17 protein-coding genes are annotated in these 14314 nt (G+C 64.1%); 11 read left to right on the top strand and 6 right to left on the bottom strand.

Annotated elements, in window-relative coordinates; genetic code table 11:
• The first annotated feature begins 28 nt into the window (after positions 1-28).
• From KBY57_RS11570 to KBY57_RS11550, 5 genes are read left to right on the top strand one after another with little or no spacing between them, the layout of a single operon-like run.
• Entirely contained in the window at positions 29-376 is a 348-nt protein-coding gene (locus KBY57_RS11570) for a hypothetical protein (protein ID WP_254996034.1), read from the top strand.
• A gap of 3 nt (positions 377-379) precedes the next feature.
• On the top strand, positions 380-739 hold the full coding sequence (locus tag KBY57_RS11565) for a hypothetical protein (RefSeq protein ID WP_254996033.1): 360 nt from the start codon (positions 380-382) through the stop codon (positions 737-739).
• Complete coding sequence (locus KBY57_RS11560) at positions 736-1275, top strand: hypothetical protein (RefSeq protein ID WP_254996032.1); 540 nt, start codon at positions 736-738, stop codon at positions 1273-1275. The genes KBY57_RS11565 and KBY57_RS11560 overlap by 4 nt, the downstream gene beginning before the upstream one ends.
• Complete coding sequence (locus tag KBY57_RS11555; protein WP_254996031.1) at positions 1275-4019, top strand: LAGLIDADG family homing endonuclease; 2745 nt, start codon at positions 1275-1277, stop codon at positions 4017-4019. The genes KBY57_RS11560 and KBY57_RS11555 overlap by 1 nt, the downstream gene beginning before the upstream one ends.
• A 3-nt stretch (positions 4020-4022) precedes the next feature.
• The gene (locus tag KBY57_RS11550) at positions 4023-4646 is read left to right on the top strand and encodes a sigma-70 family RNA polymerase sigma factor (protein WP_254996030.1); all 624 of its coding nucleotides are present in this window, start codon (positions 4023-4025) and stop codon (positions 4644-4646) included.
• A 73-nt stretch (positions 4647-4719) separates the two neighbouring features.
• On the opposite strand, the gene KBY57_RS11545 is transcribed toward KBY57_RS11550, so the two are convergent.
• From KBY57_RS11545 to KBY57_RS11535, 3 genes are all read right to left on the bottom strand, one after another.
• The gene (locus KBY57_RS11545; protein WP_254996029.1) at positions 4720-5475 is read right to left on the bottom strand and encodes a UPF0489 family protein; all 756 of its coding nucleotides are present in this window, start codon (positions 5473-5475) and stop codon (positions 4720-4722) included.
• Positions 5476-5571: 96 nt separating this feature from the next.
• On the bottom strand, positions 5572-6519 hold the full coding sequence (locus KBY57_RS11540) for an FRG domain-containing protein (RefSeq protein ID WP_254996028.1): 948 nt from the start codon (positions 6517-6519) through the stop codon (positions 5572-5574).
• Positions 6520-6693: 174 nt separating this feature from the next.
• Positions 6694-7542 (bottom strand): S1C family serine protease, encoded by an 849-nt coding sequence (locus KBY57_RS11535; RefSeq protein ID WP_254996027.1) that lies wholly within the window; start codon positions 7540-7542, stop codon positions 6694-6696.
• 235 nt (positions 7543-7777) lie between these two features.
• On the opposite strand from KBY57_RS11535, the gene KBY57_RS11530 reads away from it, so the two are divergent.
• From KBY57_RS11530 to KBY57_RS14310, 3 genes are read left to right on the top strand one after another with little or no spacing between them, the layout of a single operon-like run.
• A complete protein-coding gene (locus KBY57_RS11530; protein ID WP_254996026.1) occupies positions 7778-9340 on the top strand; it encodes a DUF4055 domain-containing protein in 1563 nt (520 codons plus the stop codon).
• On the top strand, positions 9337-9855 hold the full coding sequence (locus tag KBY57_RS11525) for a hypothetical protein (protein ID WP_254996025.1): 519 nt from the start codon (positions 9337-9339) through the stop codon (positions 9853-9855). Before KBY57_RS11530 ends, KBY57_RS11525 begins: the two co-directional genes overlap by 4 nt.
• A 3-nt stretch (positions 9856-9858) precedes the next feature.
• On the top strand, positions 9859-10782 hold the full coding sequence (locus tag KBY57_RS14310; protein WP_254996024.1) for a helix-turn-helix domain-containing protein: 924 nt from the start codon (positions 9859-9861) through the stop codon (positions 10780-10782).
• 19 nt (positions 10783-10801) lie between these two features.
• Here KBY57_RS14310 and KBY57_RS11515 read toward each other — a convergent pair whose 3' ends face one another.
• On the bottom strand, positions 10802-10933 hold the full coding sequence (locus KBY57_RS11515; protein ID WP_254996023.1) for a hypothetical protein: 132 nt from the start codon (positions 10931-10933) through the stop codon (positions 10802-10804).
• Positions 10934-11075: 142 nt separating this feature from the next.
• On the opposite strand from KBY57_RS11515, the gene KBY57_RS11510 reads away from it, so the two are divergent.
• Both KBY57_RS11510 and KBY57_RS11505 read left to right on the top strand, forming a co-directional pair.
• On the top strand, positions 11076-11945 hold the full coding sequence (locus KBY57_RS11510; protein WP_254996022.1) for a hypothetical protein: 870 nt from the start codon (positions 11076-11078) through the stop codon (positions 11943-11945).
• Between the two features lie 16 nt (positions 11946-11961).
• Positions 11962-12348: a hypothetical protein gene (locus tag KBY57_RS11505; protein WP_254996021.1), complete on the top strand. Its 387-nt coding sequence runs from the start codon at positions 11962-11964 to the stop codon at positions 12346-12348.
• A 262-nt stretch (positions 12349-12610) separates the two neighbouring features.
• On the opposite strand, the gene KBY57_RS11500 is transcribed toward KBY57_RS11505, so the two are convergent.
• Together KBY57_RS11500 and KBY57_RS11495 are read right to left on the bottom strand one after the other, a co-directional pair.
• Positions 12611-12985 carry a DoxX family protein gene (locus KBY57_RS11500; protein WP_254996020.1) on the bottom strand — a complete coding sequence of 125 codons (375 nt, stop codon included), beginning with the start codon at positions 12983-12985 and terminating at the stop codon, positions 12611-12613.
• A 128-nt stretch (positions 12986-13113) separates the two neighbouring features.
• Positions 13114-13347, bottom strand: coding sequence for a hypothetical protein (locus tag KBY57_RS11495; RefSeq protein WP_254996019.1), 234 nt, complete (start codon positions 13345-13347; stop codon positions 13114-13116).
• Between the two features lie 727 nt (positions 13348-14074).
• Between KBY57_RS11495 and KBY57_RS11490 the strand changes: the two genes are divergently transcribed.
• Positions 14075-14311, top strand: a complete 237-nt coding sequence (locus KBY57_RS11490; protein WP_254996018.1) for a hypothetical protein — start codon at positions 14075-14077, stop codon at positions 14309-14311.
• Positions 14312-14314: the final 3 nt, after the last annotated feature.

The following is a 14314-nucleotide window of genomic DNA, read 5'->3' as shown; positions in this document are numbered from 1 at the left end:
GCCCTTCGCTCCTTTGCTGGCTCTGTTGATGGCTGCCACCACCGCCAGCTCTGCTCCCCTGGCCGGCGCCGTTCTGGATGCGCTGCTCGATCGCATCACGGCCCTGAAGCTGCAGCAAAAAGCACTCGAAGCCGAGCTCTCGCCGCTGCTGGAGCAGCTCAACGGTGCCCTGGAGGCCGGCGAGCTGGATGCCTCCTTCTCCCACAACGGCTGCAGCTTCTCCTGGTCGGCTGGGCGCACCAGCTATGCCTATCCCGAGCCACTGCAACAGCAGGAGCAGGCGCTCAAGGAGGCCCAGCGGCTGGCGGTCGCCACCGGCACCGCCACCGCCAAACACGGCAAGGCTTTCTGGACGATCAAGCCGGGCCGGAGCTGAACGATGGCCAATCCCCAGAAGCGCAAGGGGGATGCGGCCGAGCGAGAAGCGGCCCAGCTGCTCAGCGACCTTCTGGGCCTGACGGTGCGCCGAAAGCTCGGCGCCGGCCGCACCACCACGGCCGGGGGTGACACCGGCGATCTCGATGGCGTGCCGGCCCATGTGATCCAGGTGGCCAGCTGGGCCAACACCGCCGCCGCAGCCCGCCTCAAGCCAGACGAGGCCGCCCTGCAGGCCGAGCACGCCGCTGCGGCGTTCGCGGCGACGTTGGTGCGCTTTCGCGGCGGCACCTGGCGGGTGGTGCTCACCCCCGAGCAGTGGGCCGCCTACGTGCGGCTGATCCTGCGGGAGGGCCTGCTGTGAGCAAGCAGTCCACCGCCGCGACCCATCTGGAGGTGGATGCCGATCAGGCTGTGCTGGAGGAGCTCCGCCAGGCGCCGTCCCTGCAGGACGCCGATGGCGCGCCCCTCTGGCCAAGAGTTGCTGTGGATGCCAGCCGACCGGTGGGCAAGGGCAATCCGCCTCGCGGTCGTCGCAGCCAGAGCCACAAACCTCGCGCTACCCACATGGAGGTGGAGACGCGCATTGCCGAGGCGCAGCTGTGGGTCGCCCAGCGGCTGCCATTGGCGCAGATGAGGGAAAAAGCAGCCCAGAACTGGGGAATCACCAACATCAAGACCGTCAGCAAATACCTGGCGCTGGCGCGGCAGCGGATGGTGGAGGAGCTGATCTCCGACCGCCGCCGCCACCAGGCCGAGCAGATCTTTGCCCTCAACGACTGCGCCCGCCGGGCGATGGATGCGGGCCAATTCAATGCCGCCGTCGGCGCCTTCCGCGTGATCGCCGAGATCGGCGGGCTGCTGCGCGCTCCGATCAAGCCCCCCGAGGCGAAGACCTGATGGGGCGTATCGCTGCCACCCTTCGACCGCCTGCCTCGTCAGGTCAGGACGGCGGCCTTCTGCTGGATCCCGCCACCGACCTCTGGGCCGACTGGGGCCTGCTCGGTGTGCCTGATCCTGACCGGCCGACAACGACCCGCCAAGGCCTGCTGTTTCGCGACTTCATCCACAGCGCCTTTCCCGCCTTCCAGTTCCACCGGCTCTCAGAGCTCCTGATCGACCTGCTCCAGCAGGTGGCCGACGGCCAGCTCACCCGCCTGATCGTCTGCTGTCCGCCGCGCCACGGGAAGGCCTGTAGTCACGACACTCCCGTGCCGACACCAATGGGCTGGCGACGTCACGGAGATCTCAGGCCCGGTGATCAGGTGTTCAGTCCCGATGGCAAGCCCATCCGTGTGCTCGCCATGTCAGGCGAGACCACCATGACGATGAAGGTGACCACCAGCCGCGGTGAGGAGATCTGGTGCCACCCGCAGCATGAGTGGACCGTCTGGAGCCGCAGGAGTCGCCGTTGGCAGACCCTGACCACAGCGGAGCTGGCCAGCCAGGAACTCCACAGCGGCGTGCTTGGACAACGCGGCAGCCGCTTCCTATTCCAGCTGCCCCATGCGGCCCCACTGCACTACCCGAGCCAGGAGCTGCCCTTGGACCCTTACGCCCTGGGCTACTGGCTGGGCAACGGCACCACTGGTGCACCTTGTGTCACCCACGACTGCAGGGACCGCGAACCTGTCGTGGCGATGATCCGCGCCGGTTATGCGGTCTCTGCGGTCCACCGCCATCGCGGCGCGGGCTATGAACGGGTGCAACGCACGGCTCTGGCGGGACTGCTCACCAGGCGAGGTATTCCCTCTCCCCTGCGCTGTGATCTGCAGGCTGCTGGTGTGCTCCGCCGCAAGCACATCCCTGAGCGCTACCTGCGCAGCGGCATGGAGCAGCGGCTTGAGCTGCTGGCGGGTCTGATCGACAGCGATGGTCACGTGGACCCCAAAGGCCGGGTGCGCTTTGTCACGACCAGCGCCGAGCTGGCCGATGGTGTGTTGGACCTGGCGGAGGGCCTGGGCTTTCGCCCCTACCGGATGGAAACACCGGCGGCGACCAGCAGCAGTGGCGTGATCGGTCGCCATGCGGTGATCACGGTGGGGTTTCAGCCCACCATGCCGATCCCGACCCGGCTGCAGCGCAAAGCGATCCACCGCCTGGTCCGGCAGCGGCGGATGGCGATCGCGCGGGTGGAGGCTGACCTCCGCTCAACGCGCCGGGGCCGCTGCATTCAGGTTGACCGCCCTGATGGCCTGTACGTGGTGGGCCGTCAGCTCACCGTCACCCACAACAGCCAGCTGGTGTCACGCCTGTTCCCGGCCTACTGGGTGAGCCGGCACCCCGAACTCTTCTGCGCCATCGCCAGCTACTCCGGCGAGCTGGCCTATGCCCACAGCCGAGAAGCCCGGCACTACTACCGGATCACCGGCCACGCCCTCTCCAAGGACTCGGCCGCCGTGGGCAACTGGCTGACGCCCCAGCGGGGCGGCTGCATCGCTGCCGGCGTGAGGGGGCCGTTCACCGGCAAGGGCTACAACCTCGGGATCATTGACGACCCCTACAAGGGCCCCGAGGACGCCAAGTCGGCGCTGCAGCGCGAGCGGCTGATCGACTGGCTCAAGAGCGTCTGGTTCACCCGCGCCGAACCCGGCCTCACAGCCGAGGGAGCTCTGCTCCCAGCGGCCCAGGTGGTGGTGCAGACCCGCTGGGACCACCACGACATGACCGCCTGGCTGCTGGAGCAGGAGAGCCAGGAGAACCCGGAGCACTGGACCGTGCTCAACCTGCCGGCCATCGCTGAGCCGGAGGCGATCTCTATGCAGATTCCGCATACCTGCAAGAAAGTCGCGGACTGGCGCCAGCCAGGCGAACCGCTTTGCCCGGAGCGGGTACCGCTGGCGGTGCTGCAGCGCATCCGCACCCGCCTGGGCTCCTACTGGTGGAACGCCCTCTACCAACAGCGGCCCAGCCCCGCTGAGGGCTTGCTGTTCCGCAAGGGCTGGATTCAGCCGCCGCTGCCGGTCGCTCCCGGCCAGCTCCGCCGTTACGCGCCGCTGGTATTGAGCTGCGACCTGAGCTTCAAGGACGGCAAGGACAACGACGCCTGTGGTTTTGCCCTGCTGGGCCTGCTGGAGCCGCAGCGCCACCCGACAGCCGAGGCGCGCCGGCAGGGCCTGGCGTTGGCCGCCAACGCCGCCGGGGCTCAGGGAATACCCAGGGGTGTGAATGCCACTCACTCCCCTGCTGGTGCCCCTGACCCGTGGGCGGAGCTGCAGGTCGAGGCGCTATGGGCCCATCGGCAGCGGCTTGATCTGCCGGGGGTGATCAAGTTCCTGCTGGCTTCACTTGCCTCCCTGGAGCGCCAGGGGCTGCGCCCCAACGCGGTGCTGATCGAAGACGCGGCCAACGGTCCGGCCGTCTGCCAGCTGCTCAAGCGTCAGGTGCCGGGGCTGATCGCCATCCCGCCCAAGGGCAGCAAGGCGTCGAGGGCTCATGCCGTTGCGCCGCTGGTGGAGGCGGGCCAGGTGCGCTTTGCCCGCAAGGCCGACTCCCTTGTGGAAGAACTGCTGGCCTTCTCGCCCCGCGGCGGTGTCGACGACCAGGTGGATGCCTTCTGCCAGGGCGTGCTCTGGATCGAGGCCCAGTTCTGGCGCGGCCGGGGCTCCGGCAGCTCGCCGGTGCCGATGGTGTTCAGCCGCTGAGCGATGACGGTCGCCATCGCCCGGCCACTACGCACCCCGGCCTGTCGCGTTGCAGCGGCAGCAGGCCAGCTGGCCCTGCCGTTGCGGCCGCCTGTGGTGGCCAGCTGCGTGGCGCGGCGTCCGCGCTGCCCCCAGCGTGCGCGGCCCGCGTCCTGCCAGCAGGCGGTTCAGTTGGTGATCGCTTTCCCGGCCAAGCCTCGGCGACACAGGCCAGTGAACCCCCACGCTGCGGCCAATGCCCTGGCACTGCAGCACCGCGACATCGCCAAGACCGTGGCCGGCAACATCTCCCGCCGCACCGGCCATCCCAAGGACGACCTGGAGCAGATCGCCATGCTTGGCATCCTCCAGGCCGCCCGCCGTTATGTGCCGGAGCGGGGGCCATTCAGGCCTTATGCCCGCACTTATGCCAACGGGGAGGTGTATCACTACCTCAGGGACAAGGGTTTTCTGATCAAGGTGCCGGCCTCTTGGCGGGAGTTGCATGCCAGGGGGCAGAAGCTGCTCAGGCTGGGCACACCTTTCAGGGAACTACCCGAGCGGCTGGGGATTAGCGAGGAGCGGTGGGGGGAGATTGTGTTGAGCTGCAATCAGCGTGTAGTGGCATTTGAGATGGGGAGTGAGTGACGCTTGTCATCCCCCGCCCGAATCGACTACTTCTGATGGCAGGCTTATTAACTGAGTTAAGTGAACGATGCTGTCAGATGTTTTGCATGTACTCTTGGAAGATTGGCAATAGCAAATCAGATTCAACAGGTGTGAACTCTGGTGATCTTGCGAAAAATACGTAGTCAAAGGATTGTTCAGCGCGGTAATCTAAGCAACTGATTTTATGAAAGGGCAATGTCGGCCCTCTTTGCTCCACGCCAAAATTTACATAGGAAGGCTCTGAAACGAGGAGCCTCCTTAGGCGTTCTGGGGGACAACGCTTCAATTCTATTTCGTTTGAGGCAACATCAAAATCTTTAAAGTGGAAATGCATAGCATCATTGCCGCCTTGCGGATGGTGCACATATGTCAGCTTGCTCAGCCAGCCACAAGCCGCGGCAAATGCCAGATAGTTTCCGGCATTCATGTACTCCCAGCCGACCTTTGGATTCGTTCTTTCTTCAATTGGCAAGTGAAGTAGTTCACCCATAAGATATGCCCACCCAGGATCACCAAGCCCTAGGTCTGCATGTGAATCTGGGTGAACAACTTCGAATGGAGCCTCTGCTTCTCCCGACTCGATCAGATTACGCCATATATAAAAAACTTCGTGATGATTATCAACAATCCTGCCAGGAATCCTATGAGTTCTTCTCAGCCCGCAGGCCCCCTCGAGGAATATTCTTACTTCTGATTCGCTCCAAGTCCAGTATGTATCGCTTGAAAGCCTCTCGCCAGCCTGACACCAATAAGCAGGTTCATTAACGAATAGGTCAATGTCGACATCAAGAATGCGTAATGGCGTCATCTAAATCCTGCTCCTGAGAGGCTGACAAGGAGTTTGCGGTAACGAAGCATAGAGATGATGGCGACTTGTCCACTCTAGTGGGCTTGAAAGATGGCGTTACCAGGATTTCAGCTCTGGCGTCCCATAGCTTGCAAAACCCGTATAGTCTGGATAAATTGTTGAGTGCCGATATCCGAATAGGCGTTCTAATCGGTCTCGGATCTTCGCCTTGGCAATGGCCTTTATTCTAAAGCTGTAGAGTGCCCCTGTGCTGGACTTTGCACCCTTTGCTGTGCTGAACTCATTAGGCCGAATCGCTATGCAAGTGGCTTGGCGGACCTCGTCTATAGTCCACTTCTCGGTTCCTGTCGAAGTTTTTGGCAACTGAAATCGCTTATTGTCTGGTTTCTCAGTCATTGGGACTCCGCCGAAAAGAAATCCGCCATTTTGTGCCGCAATTCGACCATCGAGGCTAGGCGGCTTCCATGCGAATACGGTCGTTGTCCATTCCTTACGGCCAACTAGCTCGGGATTATCTGATGTCCATGGCCTCGTAAGCTCATCTTCCCAAGCCCTTCGATGATCTTGTTCATTGATAAGGCGGTCTGTTACGTCCACGGCAAATAACCGAGCATCAACGTCGTCATACTTAGTTTGACCGTTGTCCCATTTCTCTTCGACAGCGAACCAAGTACCCACCCAGGCATTGAACGTAATATCTAAAAGGCGTGTTGGCGCGCCGTAATGTTGCAGCATGGCCAGCTGACTAAGAATTGATAACCGACCTGTTTCATGAGATGCGTGCAGGCCCCAACGATGTACCTCGGCGAGAATTTGACCCTCCCGCTTGCTGAGGTCATCCTCCAATACAGTCCTACCAAGGGTTAAGCGCAAACGTCTAGGCAGAGAAGCGTGTAAACCCCAGCTTGCATTGCTTTGGCCACGCCATGCAAATGTTCGATTATTGGCTACGGCTTTCTCCATAACTTGTCCGAGGATCTTCTGAAGATCTTCGAAAGAAGCGATCTCCACTTCAAATGGCTTCCAGAAGTCGTTTGGATTCATTGCGGGCCATCGAATGGGAAAGTTTTATCAATAGCGACATCCTGCAGTCGCCCTCCGCGTTTTTTGCCTGCAGCCGAACATTATGAAGGTTGGCCCTCTAACGTTCAAGGTCAGGAGCGCTGCGCGGCTTTATCGCGGAGCGTCCCCTACACCGGAGGGCTGAGCGTCGCCAACTCACTTAAGCGTCACCTTATTATTGACCATGTATTCGCGAAAACACTTGATCGATCTTGCGTATCCAATGCCCGTGCTGATGTATTGGTCAAGCGTTTGGATGATCGCTTTTGTTGCCTGGAGCGGATCAACGCCCATGAGTTGCACGCTGCCATGAGAAGACGTTTGGTCGATGTAAACTTGCAGTTGCTGTAGTCCCTGCGATATGCCACCTTCTCGCATGCTAACGATGCCAATGACGTGCCCCTGAGCATTCAACAAAGCTCCGCCAGAGTTGCCCTTGTTCACCGGAGCTTGCACGAAAACTATAGAAAGCGACTCGTCGTACCCAGAAACCATTCCACGGTGCGTTGCCATCCCTGGAGTTGCCAGCGGATACCCGGAAAACACAACGTCATCACCGACGGTCGGCGCTTCTTTCTCCGACGCTAGAGTTAAAATGGAATAGCTATTTGAAGGCTTGGCTTGTAGTTTGACCAAAGCGAAATCTTGCATCAGCGGACTTGCGTCGGTCTGCGCAGGAATCGATACTACATTTGCGGCGATTGTCTCGCCGGATGGAGTGACGACCTGTAAGTCGGGATGAAGGCTCCACTTGATGCTCTTGTCCTCCACGACTATTGAAGCAACGACATGGAAACAAGTGAGCACGAATTCATCGGCGACGAAAAATCCACTTCCAGAGGACTGAGCTGCTTGGCTGATTAGTCTTACGCTGGAGCTCCGGGACAATTGAAGAACGCTTGATTCCTGGGCCATAGTCGATCCCGATCCAGTAAAAGGAAAGTGTTTCGATGAAGAAGGCCAGCACACGCGACGCAGCTTTTCCCGCGCGGTAGCGACGCCCAACTCATTCTTAAACGGTTCCGAGAACCACGGAGCTCACCCGACTCCTATCCAAGAACCATGTCGATGGAATCGAGGGTAGATCCTGAGATCCCGACGCACGCATGGACTTCTCACCGAGGTCCTTCAGTCTTAGCCATGGTTTGCGGGTCCGAGAACCAACTATCCACTGAGTTACACAGTCTCGGCAGCTCTCTAAAACCTCGCAGGCAAGAGCAAGTAGCCAAGCCCAGAACGAGTGCTCTCAGCCGCCAAGCAGCAAGCTGCTTCTTTCCACGCCCCCTGGGCCCCAAACCCCATCCTGACCGCCCTGCGGGACTCCATCCAGATCACCGCCGACTGCTGGGCCCTGCTCGCCGCCCCTGACGGCAGCAGTCGCAAAGAGCGCTACCTGCCCAAGGGCGAACGGGAACCGGACACCGCCTACCGAAAGCGCCTCGATGCCGCTCGGCCCTCGGGCTTCTTCCGAGACGCCCTGCGCACCTATGCCGGGATGCTCAGCCGGGGAAGCTGGATCAGCCTCCCCGCCAGCCTGAGCTCAGTGCTCACTGACGTGGATGGTCGGGGCACCGACCTGGGCGTTTTCCTGGCGGCGGCGGATCTGCTGGTGCTGCGCGATGGCGCGGCCCTGGTGCTGGTGCTACCGCCCGAGCACAGCTGGCCCAGCGAGGGCGACCGGCAGGAGGCGCTGCGGCGCGGTGATCGCCTGTCGCTTCCGCGGCTCCAACTGCTGCCCAGGGCCAACTGCCTGAACTGGGAGCTCCCCGTCTCTTACGGCTTGCCGGGCCGGATCATCTGGCGCGAGCCGGTGAACCGACCGATCAACTCCGAGGCCCCCGGAACTGAAGAAGCTGTCACCGAGCAGATCCAGGCCCTGCTGGGTGATGCCGACGCCCCAGACCGCTGGCACTACCGCAGCCTGCAGCTCCTCACTGCTGGGGAAGCGATCACCGGCCTGCAGCTGGCCCACCACCCGGTCTGCACTGACCCCCAGGCCAGCAGCGGCTGGCGCTGCGATGAGCCGGTGGTGACCACCTACGAGGGGATCAGCCGCCTGCCGGCCTGCTGGTACACCTCCGATGGTTCTGCCTTTGGCGAGGGCGACCTGCCGCACCTTGGCCTGGCGCACCAGTACCTCAACCACTTCCGCTGCAAGAGCGAATACGAGGAGCTCCTATCCCGCACAGCCCTGCCGGTGGGCGTGCGCAAGGGGATGGTCGATGCCATGGGCAACAGCCAGGCCGGACCCGTGGTGCTGGGCCCCAACACCTGTATGGACCTCCCCTCGGACGCCTCCTTTGAGTTCGTGGAGATCCGGGCCCGCTCGCTGGCTGAGCACCGGGCCTGGCTGCAGATCCTCGATGACACCATGCGCCGCGATGCGCTGATCCCCTCTCAGAACCGCGGCGCCGCCCGCACCGAGATGGAGATCAGCCTGACCGCTTCCCAGAGCTACGCGCTGCTGCAGGCGATGGCGATCCAGAAGGCCTCGCTGTTCTCGACCCTGCTGCAGCACTGGTGCGCCCTGACCGGTGAGTCGCTCGATTCCGGCGCCGGCCTGCAGGTGACGGTGAGCCCGCTCACCCCGCCGATCCAACCGCAACCCCAGGTGAAGGAATGGATCGAGCTCTATGACAAAGGCGTCATCAGTCGGGATGAGCTGCGCCATCAACTGGCCCTGGCGACCGCCAATGCGATCAGCAGCCCGACGCTCGACGACAGCCCTGCGACCAGGGTCGGGGAGGACTCGGCGCCACTGCCTCTGCGGCAAGAGGAGACAGCCGCGTCTGCAGCCGCATGAGCCAGACACCCACCGACTCGCCCTATCGCTGGCGTGCTGCTGATCTGGAGGGGATCCGCGTTGCCCTCTCGATCCCGGCCCGCCTGCCCGCGATCCGCGCCATCAACGACGCGATGGCGGATCTCGAACAGCTCTACCCGGATGCCATCCCCACCGCCCGGCGGGAGCTGGATGCCATCGCCGCCATCGATACCGAGCTGGCGGGGCTGACCCCTGATCAGCTGCAGGCGCCGATCGAGACCCGCCGCAAGGCCGTAGCCGCCGATGCCCTGCCAGAGGACGGCACGCTGCCGGTCAAGAAGGCGGACGTGATCGAGTTCGACACCGAGCTGCTGCGGGAGGAAACAGTCACCCGTTTTGGGGTGGGCCTCTCGATCGAGCAGGCGCTGCGCCGCCAGCGGGGCAGTCATGCCCAGGCGTTGCTGCTGATGCTTCCCACCCTGGCGAACTGGAGCCGCGATCCCCAGCTCAGCGGCAACGGCAGTGGGTTCACCGCCGCATTGGAGCGGGGCTGAGCCGTGACGAGCACACCCGCTCCTGGGGCTCTGTCGCCTGGGGCGTTGCCCCCCTCGGCGCTGCAGCCCTACGCCAACGCCCGCATCCTGCTGTTCTCCAATGCGCTGCCGGGGGTGCTGGATTCCGAGCGCACCGGCCGCTTTCTGTTTGAGGGGTTCATCAAGCGGCTGCGGGGCATCTCCAGCAAGGAGAACGCTCCGGGCCTCGACACCGGCGACTTCACCTACGAGGGCTACCTCACCCGCGGCGCCGTGCTGCCGCTGACACCGACCCAGCCCTGGGACTGGTTATCCACGGACATCAGCTGGAGCACCAGCGGCATCCGACCGGTCTCGGCCACCACCCCGGCGCTGCTGACTCCCTGCTTCGGGGCGGTGTGGCTGGGGCCCTTGGGCGAGCTCACCTCGGCAGGGGTGCTTCCGTCCGCAAGCCGCGGCCAGTTCGCGGCCTTCTCGGTCACCGAGTTCGGCGGCCTCTATGGCGCCGGTGGCATCGGCTCGCTCACCCAGCCGCTGCTGGGCGAACGGATTCAGGCGGCGCTCAAGCCCAACCGCGTCGTGGTCGTTGGCAGTGGCGACAGCCTCAACGTGCTCGCCGAGCGCCACGGCACCACCGTGACCACGTTGCGCAGCCTCAACCCCACCATCACCGCTAGACCATCGGACCAGTTGCCCTTGGGGAGCTGGCTGTTCATCCCCAAACGACGCGCCGCGGCCAATGCCGACAGCAGCACCACAAGCTTGCCGAGCGGCTTCTACACGCCAGAAACCCTGGCGGCTTACCTGGGCGTGTCGATTTCGACCATCTACAGCTGGAACTCCAGCGGTTACGGGCCGCCCTTCGTGAAGCTGGGCAACCTCGTCCGCTACACCTACGAGGACGTGGAGCTGTGGCTGGCCAGGCAGCTGGAGCTCTCGCGGGGCTGAGCGGGGCCGCTCTTATCGCTTACTTCTTGGTCCCCTCGGTGTTGGTGTCGCTGCTGTTCTGGTGGCCGTTGAGGTGCTTCTCGCAGGCCATGACGCCGCTGCCGCCCAGCACCGCAGCAGTGAGCAACGCGATCGAGAGGAAGCGCTTCACAGGGGTGGTGGCATCTGAGCCTGACCGTAGACAGCTCGGCGGCTCTCAACCTCATTGCACTGCCGTCTCCTCACAGATCGATGGCAATAGCTGGTGAACGCAGCCCGGATGGGGCGTTCATCCACGACAGCCGCGATGGGTCATGGCCACTGCCACTGCTTCTTCCACCTCCAGCTCCGCCGCCGCCAGCGGCCAGAGCGCTGACGACAATTACGCCGCCACCGGCCAGAGCACCGACAGTGGTGCCGATGGTCAGGGCACTGGCGACACCCCTGCGGGCGATCCGCAAGCGCAGGCTCCGGCATCTCCTGCAGCTGCTGAACCTGGCGGTGATGAACACCGCAGTTCCGACCCTCTGCGGGCCGAACGCCGCAAGAGCAATCAGCTCGAGAAAGAAATCCGCACGCTGCGGCAGCAGCTGAACCGCTTCTCCGAGATCAACCCCGAGGAGTACGCCCGCCTGCAGGAGGCCGAGCGCCAGAAGCAGATCCTCGAGCAACAGATGGAGCTGCGTGAGCGGCAGATGGAGGAGGCCTCTGCCCAGAAGGTGGCCGCCGTTGCCGCCGAACGAGATGAGGCCAAGCAGCAGATCCTGCAGCTGCGCAAGGACCGTCTGCTGGAGCGGGCTTTCTCCCAGGCCGAAGGCCGCACCGGCGGTGACGCGCGGGGGACGTTCTTTGACATCTTCAAGGGGCAGCTGGGCACCTGCTTCCGCCTCACCACCGGCAGCGACGGCAAGGACGTGCTCGAACCGCTGGACTCCCAGGGCAAGCCGCTGCTGGGGGACGACGGCCGGCCGATGACGACCACCGAGTTCCTCGATCAGATGCGCGTGCATCCCGTTTACGGCTTCCTCTTTCAACAGCGGGGGCCGGCCGGCATGCAGGCCGCTGGTGGGCTGACGGTGTCGGGCATCGGCAGCAACGGCGAGCCGATCAACCCCCAGGCGATGTCGGCCTCGGAGCTCTACCGGGCGTCCTTCGCGGTCAACGGCCGCGGTGCTCGTCGCTGAGTTCGAACACACTCCAATGGCACGGCGGCCGAGCAGCTTCTATCGGGGTCTCTCCTTCCGGCCGCCGGCCCCTGTGGCCGCTGCTGCCCGTCGTGCGCTGGAGCGCCGGGCCCAACAGCCCCCTTCCAACCGGGGCATGACGCCGGTGGGGCTGGCCCGGGCGCGGCAACTGCTCAACCGCCAGGAGCTCTCACCGCAGACGATCGATCGAATGGTGAGCTACTTCGCTCGCCATGAGGTGGACAAGCAGGGCTCAACCTGGGGCCAATACGGCAAGGGTCGCCAAGCTTGGGATGGCTGGGGCGGTGACCCCGGCCGCCGGTGGGCCGCTGGCCTGGCTCGCCGGATGGATGCAGCCGAGCGAGCACAGCAGCGCTCAACGAATCCACCCCGCCGCCACTGACGCGCGAGCCGATCAACCCTGCAGCTGCCCGGCGCCCGGAAAACAGCGCCGGACAAACGATCAACAGATCAAAAGGGGAGAAACTGACGTGAAAAAAATCGCGAATTCTCCTCATAATTCGCGTTTCAAAATCAGCTCCCTGCAACTCCCTGGAGATCCCTGCAGATCGCTGTAGAAGTCTGCAAATCTGGGGGTATTCCCCCTGTTTCCGGACACGGCGCAGGGTGCCTCGGAAATTTTTCAGGTTCTGGGAAATCCCCCCTCAGCCCCTGCTGTCCTGGTCGGCCACCAGCAGCAAGCCGCCCATGATCGCCAGGTTCTTGAACAGCTGAATCCGTTCGCCGCTGTCCGCCACATCGCCGTGGAACAGCAGGGTGGTGGGCACCAGGAACAGCAGCAGCAGCACCGCCCCGAGTCGGGCTTTCCAGCCACTGATCACCAGTGCTGAGCCCACCGCCATCAGGGCCATGGCCGCCACCAGCAGCAGCGGCGACAGCGGCAGTCCCTTGGCGGCGATGGCGCCTGCCACACCGGCAAAGCCCGTCAGCTTGCCGATCACGGCATTCACAAACACCAGACACAGCAGGACCCGGGCGATGCGGTTCAGCAACGAGGGCTGGTGGCTCTGCTGGCTCATGGGGAGTGCGGTCTTCTGCGGGCATTGTGTGGCCGGTGGCCAGGGTCCGGTCGTTGCTCGCATGTCGGGCAGCAAAAGCCCCGGGGGCCGGCAGGCCCACCGGGGCAGGGGCCGCAGCCCCTGGCGGCTCAGAGCACCGCCACGGTGCCGAGGCGCCGCGCCTGCAGCTTGCGAGCCAGCTGATGGGCCAGCTGCGCCGGAATCAAGCGGGGCTTTTTGACCGGCTTGCCGCGGCGGCCATAGAAGACCGTGATGCGCTCTGCATCGGCGGCCTTGATCCCGCCGGGATAGACGAACACCGCCAGCTGGCGGATTTCGCAGCGGGGAGAAAAGGAGGCCATCACGAGGAAGGCGAGGGACACCCGCGTCAAGCCCCGGCTGTAGCGACCTGGCAAGGACGCCTCGCAGAGGCGCCCGGCCTGATCCTTGCCAGGGCGAGACGGCTGGGGCAGCGGTGCTCAGGCCCTCGCCGATCGTGAGGCTCCGGGCCCGGCGCGTGCTGAACCTCTGCCAGTGGCATCGTTCGTCCCGGTGGATCGGTGGCCTGCCAGGTCCGCTGGTTCTGGTGCGGTGTCTGCCGGCGGCTGCGACCAGCAGAACGGCAGGCCCCCGAGGGAGCCCCGCCGGCTGGCAGCCCTCAATAGGGCAGCAGCGCCTCCATCTCTGGATCAACCGGCATGGCCGGAGCGGCTGCCTGCTGCTCGAAAAGCACCTGGGCCGCCAGCTGAGCAAGCCGTGGCCAGCGCCCCCCTCGAGAACGCCAGATCTTCCAGCACCTGCCAGGAGAACTGCTGCAGCTGGACTTTGCGGGACAGAGAAGCCATGGGAGGGCACCGCGTAGGACCCCTCTGCCGGCGGGGGGCGGGTCAAGGGCCCGTCCACCACACAGATGCGGAGCGCAGCGGAGCCAACGTCCACACCGGCGGGCTCGTATCACCCTTGAGGCGCCCCCCGACCATGAGGGGGGCCGGAGCGGAGCCCCATCGAGAACCGGTGGCCATGGATCCGCTCCGCTGCTTCCCCTCGGCGCGCCAGCCAGCAGCCGGATGCAGCTTCCGTTCCTAACGTGGGCGCATCCACGCACTGGCGATGGGCAGCTTCTCCTTCACAGCAGAGATCAAGGAGGACCGGACCCTTCAGCTGCCGGCTGGAACACCGACCGGTCGTGTGACCGTGGCGATCACCCCGGCTGACGAGTCCACGCCGACAGGCCGCAGGCTGCTGGCCAAGCTGCTGGACCTGCAGGCCGCCATTCCCACAGCTCAGGGCCTCAGCCAGGAGCAGATCGACACCGCACTGGAGCACGAACGGGCCGGCTGGCGGTGAGGC

The organism is Cyanobium sp. Aljojuca 7D2, assembly GCF_024346415.1.
Lineage (GTDB): Bacteria > Cyanobacteriota > Cyanobacteriia > PCC-6307 > Cyanobiaceae > Cyanobium_A.
This window is presented reverse-complemented; position numbering and strand designations above follow the sequence as displayed.

Bases quoted from the DNA above. Each gene is read 5' to 3' on its own strand.
- KBY57_RS11545 (WP_254996029.1), bottom strand. From the start codon at position 5,475: ATGACGCCATTACGCATTCTTGATGTCGACATTGACCTATTCGTTAAT.
- KBY57_RS11505 (WP_254996021.1), top strand. From the start codon at position 11,962: ATGGCACGGCGGCCGAGCAGCTTCTATCGGGGTCTCTCCTTCCGGCCG.
- KBY57_RS11570 (WP_254996034.1), top strand. From the start codon at position 29: ATGGCTGCCACCACCGCCAGCTCTGCTCCCCTGGCCGGCGCCGTTCTG.
- KBY57_RS11525 (WP_254996025.1), top strand. From the start codon at position 9,337: ATGAGCCAGACACCCACCGACTCGCCCTATCGCTGGCGTGCTGCTGAT.
- KBY57_RS11555 (WP_254996031.1), top strand. From the start codon at position 1,275: ATGGGGCGTATCGCTGCCACCCTTCGACCGCCTGCCTCGTCAGGTCAG.
- KBY57_RS11490 (WP_254996018.1), top strand. From the start codon at position 14,075: ATGGGCAGCTTCTCCTTCACAGCAGAGATCAAGGAGGACCGGACCCTT.
- KBY57_RS11500 (WP_254996020.1), bottom strand. From the start codon at position 12,985: ATGAGCCAGCAGAGCCACCAGCCCTCGTTGCTGAACCGCATCGCCCGG.
- KBY57_RS11540 (WP_254996028.1), bottom strand. From the start codon at position 6,519: ATGAATCCAAACGACTTCTGGAAGCCATTTGAAGTGGAGATCGCTTCT.
- KBY57_RS11550 (WP_254996030.1), top strand. From the start codon at position 4,023: ATGACGGTCGCCATCGCCCGGCCACTACGCACCCCGGCCTGTCGCGTT.
- KBY57_RS11565 (WP_254996033.1), top strand. From the start codon at position 380: ATGGCCAATCCCCAGAAGCGCAAGGGGGATGCGGCCGAGCGAGAAGCG.
- KBY57_RS11510 (WP_254996022.1), top strand. From the start codon at position 11,076: ATGGCCACTGCCACTGCTTCTTCCACCTCCAGCTCCGCCGCCGCCAGC.